Source organism: Allobosea sp., assembly GCF_030694325.1.
Taxonomy (GTDB): Bacteria; Pseudomonadota; Alphaproteobacteria; order Rhizobiales; family Beijerinckiaceae; genus Allobosea.
This window is the reverse complement of record NZ_JAUXYO010000126.1, coordinates 18,325-27,313: the sequence shown is the minus strand read 5'-3', so window position 1 is coordinate 27,313 and position 8,989 is coordinate 18,325. Positions and strand designations below refer to the sequence as shown.

Below are 8,989 nucleotides of genomic sequence, written 5' to 3'. Positions count from 1 at the left end.
CGCTACATCACGCTGGAAAGCATCGCGCCGATCAGCGATGATCCCATCGTCAGCCTGCCAGCCGTGGCCGCCTGACCAGCCCGGCCAAGCCGGCACCGAGGTGGCTCCGCGAAGCTACACCACCAGCAGGGACACGACCGGAGGAGGTCGGAGGCGACCTTGCCGATGGCAAGCGGTTCGGCCGCGTCATGCACCTTCAGCCAGTCTGACCGCCTTGTCTCCGGCCAATCCGGATGCGGCGCGGACCCTCCAGCGAGATGACGCCGCGTGCCTGAAGATCGGTCATCGCCCGGCAGACCGTTTCGGGCGAGATACCCAGCATGTCGGCGATATCGTAACGAGAGATCGGCAGCGCCATGCCCTCGTCCTTGTTCGGCGCAAGCCGTCGGTGAAAGTAGAACAGGAATTCCCGGACCTTTTCCTGAGCCGTCATCGTGCCGATGACGAGGAGCTGCTCCTGCAGCCGTTCCAGCGCCTCCAGCATCTGCATCCTGATTTCGAGGGCAGTCTCGGAGTCTTCCTTGGCCAGCGCCTCGACACGCTGGCGCGGGTAGCAGGCGACCACGGTTCCCTCAGTGACGGCCTGGACGGCAAACCGATGGTACAGGCGGGCCGTGAACCCGAACAGATCTCCCGGCAGGTAGATGTCGACCAGTTGCCTGCGCCCGTCGGCGCGCATCAGATATTTGCGCGCTGAGCCGGAAACGACACGGTACCAAGTGTCGCTGCGCTCCTCCTGGCCGTAGATGTCCTGCTCGCGATCGAAGCGACGCAGATGCGCCAGCGAGCGGAGCCGTGTCGGCTCGGCGGTCGGCGCGCCTGGCAGACGTTGCAGGGTGACGGACGTTGCGGATGCGTCGAGCATGGTAGCCTCCCCGTCCTCCGCCAGCGCGCGAAGGCTTGCCATGCACCATTCGTCAGCCTTCTTCGAAGGGGAACTTAGCACTACTTTGGCAGATTTTTAGGAATGAGCCAGCATCGACAATGCGGACATCGCGTTGGAGGCGGCCGTTTGAGCTTGGTGATGATGGCTGCCCGGATCGTTGGCAGGGTTGGCTGTGGTGGCGGACCGTGGATTCTTTTTTTCCCGCTTCGCCTGGTTGAGGCGGCGGGACTGGAGGAAGGCGTAGGCGATCATGGTCATAAGCGCGTGTCGGTGTAGCCCCGTCCATGATCGTCCCTCGAAGTGGTCGAGACCAAGCTCTTCCTTCAACTGTTGATGCGCCTGTTCACAGATCCAGCGCGCCTTGATCGCGCCGGCCAGGCGCGTGAGCGAGGTGTCGGCGGGCAGGTTCGAGAGATAATATTTGCGGTCTCCATTCGAGCGATGTTCTCCGACCAGCCAAACCTCTTCGCCCGGCAGATGCTGGGCGCCCATGGCGCCGATCCGCTGTGGCGGACCGTCGGCGACACGCACGCGCCTCGCGGCAAAGCGGGCTTTCAGGCGGCCCTTCGTCCCGCGCCGCCAGCTCAGCGTCCGCCAAGGCGCCTCTTCCAGCATCGCCTGTGCGCTGACCGACGCCGTGTCCGGGACATGGCGCTTTCGCGGGCGGCCGCGTCCGGCTACGGGGAAGATCATCGTCACGCTGGCCTGATAGACCTTCTGCTTGAAGGGAATGCCGACTGCCCAGACAAGCCCTCGCTCGCTCAGGCCCTGTCGGAACGACGCGGAGAGGCCATACCCGGCATCAGCCAGCACGCAGCCACAACGCACCCCAGCGGCCAGGACGCGATCGATCTCGGCGAGCGCGATCTCCGGCTTGGTCCGATAGCCTCCAAAATCCTCCGGCACGCCTGCACGGGAGAGCCGAGAGGGATCGCTCGTCCAGCTCTCGGGCAGGAACAGCCGCAACCCGACCATGACGGGAACTTCACCGGAAGCCAGCGTCAGCGACACCAGTGTTTGACAGTTGGCATTCTTGCCGAGCGCCGAGGCATATTGCGGCGCGACGCCGACGGAGCGTTCGCCTTTCTTCGGCAGGGCCGTGTCGTCGATGATGAGCCAGGCCTCGGCGCCGCCAACCATCCTGTCGGCCTCCGTGAGCAAGGCCTTCTCAAGTGGCGCGGCGTCCCAAGTTCCGCTGGCGATGAAGTGATGAAGCTGGTCGTAGCCGACGTCACCGTCGCGCGCCGCCATCGGTTGGATGCTCTTGCGATCACCTGCGCCGATCAGCCCCGCCACATAGGCCGGACACATCCGCGCCCGCACCTTGTGCCGCAGAGCACCAAGAAACGGTGTGAGCCAACGCTCAAGGTCGGACTTCCAGCTCTCGTCCATGGCCGGCCCTCCATAAGCCGACCACCCATGAATCACGCAAACCGCTCCGCGGGAATCCCGAAAATGCCGCCCAACTCAAAAATCTGCCAAAGTAGTGCTAGGGCTTTACTGCAGCGCTCACCCCGCCTAAGAGAGCCTCTCCACAGGTACACAAATCCACTACGGTCCAAAAATAAATCGTTATATTTCAAGAACTTAAATTCGGTGGTAGAGAGTTCAATCCTCTCTCGCAGCACCAGCCCATCTCCTTGATGCGGCTGAGACATGGGCGGAGCGGGGTTTCGGCCATTCTGACGTGAGAAGCCTCGTGACGAGCCAGGCCGTCTCAGAGCCGTTTTCCGCCACAGCACCCCAGTCAGAGCGCGCGCCGTGCGCCCATCCTCACCGTCGCGACGGTACTTCAGGTCTCGAGGATGATCTTGGCGGCGGAGACGCGGCCGGCGTCGATGTCGGCGAAGGCCCGGGCGCCCTCACTGAGCGGGCGATGCTCCGTCCAGCCGAGGGCGCCGAGACGGCCCTTCGCGAGCGCCTCGACGCTCTGGCCGAAGTCGGTTGGCGTATAGCAGTAGACGCCCGCCAGCGTGATTTCCTGCAGCGTCAGCTTGCGGATGTCGAGGCCGCCCTGCCCGGGCAGCAGGCCGACATGGACGATGACGCCGCCGGGTCGCGCCATGCGGCAGGCGGCCGCCCGGGTCGCATCAGCACCGACGGCGTCAATCACGAGATCGGCGCTGCTGTCGTCCGGCTCGTCCTCGCCGGGACTGTAAACGCCGATTTCTTCCGCCAGCACCGTCGCGCGGCGCTGCGGGTTGGTGTCGCCGATGACGAGATCGCGGGCGCCGAACAGCCGCGCGACCAGCCCGGCGGCGAGCCCGATCGCACCGCCGCCGAGGACCACGACCCGGCAGGCCGCCAGCGGCTGGTGCAGGCGCTGTATGCCGGTCCGCACCGCATGCCAGGAGACGGCGACGGGCTCGGCCAGCGCGGCATGGGCGATCGGCATCGCACCGGGCACCGGGGTCAGATTGCGCAGTGGAATGCGTACCAGCTCCGCGAAGGCGCCCGGCCGCGGCGGCATGGAGATGATCTGCCGCGTCGGCGAGAGATGCCAGCGCCCCTCGATCGCATAAGGGCAGGCGGGATCGACCACGAGCGGATTGATGGTGACGCGCTCGCCGGCACGGGGCCCCGTCGCGATCCGCCCCGCCGCCTCATGGCCGAGGACCAGCGGTGGCGGGCGGCGCGCATCGAAGCCGTGATAGGCGTGCATGTCCGAGCCGCAGATGCCGACCGCCTCGACCCGGACCAGAACCTCGTCTGCCTGCGGCACGGGATCGGGCTCATCGCGGACGACGAGGCCGTTTGGGCCGGTATAGACCAGGGCCTTCATGCGGCGAGCCTCCTCATTTGGCGGTGAAACCGCCATCGACGGTCAGGGTCTGGCCGGTGACATAGGCCGAGGCCGGCGAGGCCAGGAAAACTGTGGCGCCGGCGAGATCGTCGAGCTCGCCATTGCGGCCGATGGCGGTCTGCGCTGCGTTTTTGGCGGCGCGCGCGGGATCGGCGAAGACGGGGGCGGTCAGCGGCGTCGGGAAGAAGCCCGGTGCGATCGCGTTGCAGGTGACGCTATGGCGTGACCATTCCTCGGCGATGGCGCGCGTCAGCTGGACGACGCCACCCTTCGCGGCACCATAGGGAGCGCAGTCGGGGAAGGCCCGGTAGCTCTGCAGAGAGGCGATGTTGACGATGCGGCCATAGCCGCGTTGCGCCATCCCCGGCGCAAAGGCCTGAGTCAGCAGGAACGGCGCACGCAGATGCACCGCCATGTGCAAGTCGAAGGCCTCGGCCGCGACCTGCATGAAGGGCTGGCGCAGATTGAGCCCGGCGACATTGACGAGAATGTCGATCGTCCGCCCCAGCCGCTCGCAGGCCGCCGCCAGAGTCGCACCCGCCTCCTTCGAGGCGAGGTCGGCGGCGACGATGTCGGTCGCGATGCCCTCGGCCCGCAGTCCCTCGGCTGCCTCCCGCAGGGCGTCATCCCGCCTCGCAACGAGGACGAGATGGGCGCCCGCCAGACCCAGTGCGCGGGCCATGGCGAGCCCGATGCCGCTGTTGCCGCCAGTGACGAGCGCGGTCCTGCCGGTGAGGTCGAAGAGAGCGGCCAGCCTGAACATCGCTCAGACCTCGACGGCTGAGCCGAGATCGACATTTGAGCCCGGCGCATATTTGGCCATGCGCGCATCGCTGGTGCGGGCATGCGCCTCCATGCCCTCCAGCCGCGAGATCCGGGCCGAGACGGGGGCGATGCGCTGGCAGGCGGCGCGGTCCATGCGCTGCCAGGTCAGGGGCTTGAGGAATTTGTGGACCGACAGCCCGGCCGAATAGCGGGCGGCGAATTTGGTCGGGAGGATGTGGTTGGGGCCCGAGACCTTGTCGCCGAAGGCGACATTGGTTTCCTCGCCGAGGAAGAGCGAGCCGTAATTGCTGAGATGGGCGTGCCACCAGTCGAGATCGGCGCAATGCACCTCGAGATGCTCGCAGGCGTAAGCGTCCGAGATGGTGACCATCTCCTCGCGGGTGTCGCAGAGGACGATCTCGCCATAGTCGCGCCAGGCGGCGCCGGCCGCGTCCCGCGCGGTCGGTGGCAGGGTCGCGATCAGCTCCGGCATCAGCCTGGCGACTTCGTCGGCGACGCGGCGCGATGAGGTGATCAACCAGGCCGGGCTCTCATGGCCGTGCTCGGCCTGTCCGACGAGATCGGTCGCGACGATCAGCGGATCGGCGCTGTCGTCGGCGATCACGGCGACCTCGGAGGGGCCGGCGAAGACGTCGATCCCGACCTTGCCGAACAGCATGCGCTTGGCCTCGGCGACGAATTTGTTGCCGGGACCGACGATGATGTCGGCCGGCTTGCCGGTGAACAGGCCGTAGGTCATCGCCGCGACCGCCTGGACGCCGCCGAGGCACATGATGATGTCCGCGCCCGCCACCGTCAGCGCGTAGAGGACATGGGGGTGGATGCCCTGGCCCCGGAACGGGGCGGAACAGGCGACGACGGTCTTGACGCCGGCGGCCTTGGCGGTGGCGACGGACATATAGGCCGAGGCGATATGGGCGTAGCGGCCGGTCGGCACATAGCAGCCGGCCGTGTTCACCGGCACGAGCTTCTGCCCGAGATGCAGGCCGGGCGAGATCTCCAGCGAGAAATCCTGACAGGAGGCGCGCTGCGCCTCGGCGAAGCGGCGCACCTGGCCGGCGGCGAAGTCGATGTCGTCCCTGACGGCCTGCGGCACGTCGCGGATCCGCTGCGCGATGGCGGCCCGGTCGAGGACGATCGGCCCGTCCCATTTGTCGAGCTTGAGGGCGTAGTCCTTCACCGCCTGCTCGCCTCCGGCCTCGATCGCGGCGAGCATCTGCGTGACGACCGCACGCGCGGTATCGGTCTCGGTTTCCGGCGTCTTGGTCGCGGTCTTGAGATGGATGATGGCCATGGCTATGGGTCCGCTTCGGAGCGCAGGGATGGTGGCGGTGACGCCGGGAGGCGTCACCGCAGCGGTCGGTCAGGCGTGAGCCGGGTCACTTCTTGTCGAATTCGGTCGCGAAGGCGCGGAGCTTGGGATCGGCCGCGACACGCTTCAGGAAGTCGTCGGTGACGTAGCTCTTGGCGTCCGGGTTGGAGGGGATCGTGCCGACCTCGGTGATGAACTTGCCGATCTCGGAGAACCAGCCATCCACCGTCGAAGCGCCGGAGCCCCGCGCCATCAGCTTGAGCTGCTCGTCGAGGCCGAAGGTCGGCCGCAGCGCGAACTCCTGATCCATCGCCTTGGGCGTCACTTCGAGCCCGCCCTGCTTGTAGAAGTCGAGCGCGAGCGTGCGCGCCTCGGCCGGGTTGGCCTTGGCCCAGGACCAGCCGCGCAGGAAGACGGCAAGGAACTTCGCCACGTCGTCGGGCCGCTCCTTGGCGAAATCGCCGCGCACGATCAGCGCGCCCGGCACGATCGCGTTCGCATCGGCACCCGAGCAGAGATATTTGGCGTTGGCGCGCTCTTCGAGCGTGTAGGTGTTGGGCGCCCAGACGCCGGCGACATCGCCATTGTTGGAGGTGATCGCCGTGATGATCTGGGCCTGGCCGAGATTGACGAACTGCATGTCGTTGTTCTGCAGTCCGAACTTGGTCAGGCATTTGCGGGCCGCGTAATCCACCGTGGAATTGGTGGTGAGCAGCAGCTTCTGGCCCTTCAGCAGCTTGGGATCGGCCTTGATCGCGTCGAATTTGTCGCCGCGGACCATCATCGCATTGGTCTTCGACTCGTCATTGGTGATGCCGATGGTGAGGATGTTGAAGCGCACGGCGCCGAGCACGGCGGGGACCGAACCGGTGCCGCCGACATCCCAGGATTTGGCGGCCGAAGCCGCGATCTGCGGCGCGCCGGCCGGGAAGGTCGAGAAGTTCGGGGTCAGGCCGACCTCCTTCCACCAGCCCTTGACGGTGGCGTAGTGGAACGGCAGCGCCCAGTAGAGCGAGGGCTGATAGCTGACGCCGATGGCGGTCTGCGCCTGGCTCGGCGAAGGCGCGGCGAAGGCCAGGGCGGCGGCGATACCCAATCCGGCAACGATGCGTTTCATCTTCGTCTCTCCCTGTTGTCGTTAGCCCGGTCTCAGCCTGTTGCGGCCCGCCCGGTTTTCCCTGTCTCCGCCCGCGCGGAGACGACGGTCTCGATGGCCTCGCGCAGGATCTCGGCGGCGAGGTCGCAATCCTCATCGGTGAGCGAGAGCGGCGTGCGGATGTCGCAGAGCCCGGCCAGGACGGCGTGGGTCTGCGCCATCGGCCCCTGCTCGCCGGCATAGCGCCAATGGCGCGGCGCGCTGGTGAAGCCGCGCTGCCGGCCTGCGCCGAACCATTTGATCGGGAGGCCGCGCGCAGCGCAGCGCTCGAGCACCGCGGCGATCTCGTCGTCCCCGAAACCCATCAGCGAGAACTGGACCGAGGTCGCGCCATAGCGTTCCTTGGGCGAGCGCGGCGGCAGCCGGACATGCGGTGAGCGGGCGATGGCTTGCCCGATCCGATCATGGATGGCGTTCCAGCGCGCGGCGCGGCGCGGTAGGTCGTGCAGTTGCGGACGCAGCAGCGCGGCGGCGAGCGCCGTCATGCGCATGCTGAAATTGGGGGTCCGTTCCTCCCAGGCGGCGATCACCTCCGGAGGCGGCGCACTGCGGTGCTGCGCGTGCAGCATGTAGCTGCCCGAATGAAGGATGGCCCGCGCGGCACAGTCGTCATCGTCCAGCACGAGGAAGCCGCCCTCGCCGGCGTTGAGGTGCTTGTAAGTCTGGGCGCTGAAGGCGGCCGCCGCGCCGAAGGTGCCGATGGCGCGGCCGTCCCAGGCGGCGCAGAGCGCATGGGCGCAGTCCTCGACCAGCAACAGGCCCAATTCGTCGCAGGCGGCCATCACCGCATCCATGTCGGCGATATGGCCGCGCATATGCGAGAGCATCAGGATGCGGGCGCCCGAAGCGCGGGCCTTCGCGCGCAGGTCGTCGCAATCGATGACGTAGTCCGGGCCGATCTCGACCAGCACCGGCCGACCGCCGGCGTGCAGGATCGCGCCGGGCACCGGCGCCAGCGTGAAGCCGTTGACCAGCACCGGCTCGCCCGGCTGCAGGTCCAGCACCTTCAGCGCCAGGCATAAGGCTGCGCCGCCGGAGTTGACCGCGACGCAATAGCGCCGGCCGACGAAGGCGGCAAACTCCTGCTCCAGCAGGGCGACATCGTTCTGGTCGGCGCCCATTTCGCCATAGCGGAACAGCCTGCCCGAACGCATCAGTTCGCAGGCGCGTGCGATGCCCGCCTCGGGGATCGGCTCCGGCTCGGTCAGGTCGCGCTGCAGGCGCGGCAGCGTGGCGAGGTCAGACCCCATGGGCGCCCTTCTCCTCGCGCAGCGACTTCCAGATCTGGGTGCGCAGATGGACGAAGGATTCGAGATCCATCACGTCTTCGATGCGCTCATGGCGGTCCCAGTTCTCGGCCTGCCGCACCGAGCGGATGTCGAGCACCTCCTTGATGCGGCCCGGGCGGCGGGTCATGATCGCGACCCGGTCGGCGAGATAAACCGCCTCCTCGACCGCATGGGTGATGAACAGCACGGTGCGGGGATTGACCCGCGCCAGCCGCACCAGTTCCTCCTGCATGACGACGCGGGTCTGCGCGTCGAGCGCGCCGAAGGGCTCGTCCATCAGCAGCACTTCGGGATCGAGCACATAGGCGCGCGCAATGGCGACGCGCTGCTGCATGCCGCCCGAGAGCTGATGCGGGAAGGCATCGGCATGGCTTTCGAGGTTCATCAGCTTGAGCGCGCCGGCGACCAGCCCGTCGCGTTCGCCCTTCGGCAGGTTCTTGTTGCGCAGGCCGAGTTCGATGTTCTCGCGCACCGTCTTCCACGGAAACAGCGCGAATTGCTGGAAGACCACGGCGCGGTCGGGACCGGGCTCCGTCACCGCCTTGCCATTGACGCTGACGATGCCGGCGCTGGGCGGCTCGAAGCCGGCGACCATGCGCAGGCAGGTCGTCTTGCCGCAGCCGGAGGGGCCGACGATCGCGACGAACTCCTTGTCGGCAATCTCCAGATTGATGTCGTCGAGCGCCTTCACGCCGCCCGACACCGGACCGAAGACCTTGTCGACCTTGTCGAAACGGATCGAACCCATCGTCGTCGT

At 67.2% G+C, this 8,989-nt stretch carries 8 protein-coding genes; all 8 read right to left on the bottom strand.

Going from position 1 to position 8,989, the window contains the following annotated elements; all coding sequences use genetic code 11:
- Positions 1-196 precede the first annotated feature (196 nt).
- Complete coding sequence (locus Q8M82_RS07800) at positions 197-865, bottom strand: helix-turn-helix domain-containing protein (protein WP_305690805.1); 669 nt, start codon at positions 863-865, stop codon at positions 197-199.
- 96 nt (positions 866-961) lie between these two features.
- Positions 962-2,278, bottom strand: a complete 1,317-nt coding sequence (locus tag Q8M82_RS07795) for an IS701 family transposase (protein WP_305690804.1) — start codon at positions 2,276-2,278, stop codon at positions 962-964.
- A gap of 400 nt (positions 2,279-2,678) precedes the next feature.
- Complete coding sequence (locus Q8M82_RS07790; protein ID WP_305690803.1) at positions 2,679-3,668, bottom strand: zinc-dependent alcohol dehydrogenase; 990 nt, start codon at positions 3,666-3,668, stop codon at positions 2,679-2,681.
- Between the two features lie 13 nt (positions 3,669-3,681).
- On the bottom strand, positions 3,682-4,452 hold the full coding sequence (locus Q8M82_RS07785) for an SDR family NAD(P)-dependent oxidoreductase (RefSeq protein WP_305690802.1): 771 nt from the start codon (positions 4,450-4,452) through the stop codon (positions 3,682-3,684).
- Positions 4,453-4,455: 3 nt separating this feature from the next.
- Positions 4,456-5,769 (bottom strand): sulfopropanediol 3-dehydrogenase, encoded by a 1,314-nt coding sequence (gene hpsN / locus Q8M82_RS07780; protein ID WP_305690801.1) that lies wholly within the window; start codon positions 5,767-5,769, stop codon positions 4,456-4,458.
- 85 nt (positions 5,770-5,854) lie between these two features.
- On the bottom strand, positions 5,855-6,904 hold the full coding sequence (locus tag Q8M82_RS07775) for an ABC transporter substrate-binding protein (RefSeq protein ID WP_305690800.1): 1,050 nt from the start codon (positions 6,902-6,904) through the stop codon (positions 5,855-5,857).
- A gap of 32 nt (positions 6,905-6,936) precedes the next feature.
- On the bottom strand, positions 6,937-8,193 hold the full coding sequence (locus tag Q8M82_RS07770) for a DegT/DnrJ/EryC1/StrS family aminotransferase (protein WP_305690799.1): 1,257 nt from the start codon (positions 8,191-8,193) through the stop codon (positions 6,937-6,939).
- Positions 8,183-8,980 carry an ABC transporter ATP-binding protein gene (locus tag Q8M82_RS07765; RefSeq protein ID WP_305690798.1) on the bottom strand — a complete coding sequence of 266 codons (798 nt, stop codon included), beginning with the start codon at positions 8,978-8,980 and terminating at the stop codon, positions 8,183-8,185. Before Q8M82_RS07765 ends, Q8M82_RS07770 begins: the two co-directional genes overlap by 11 nt.
- Positions 8,981-8,989 lie beyond the last annotated feature (9 nt).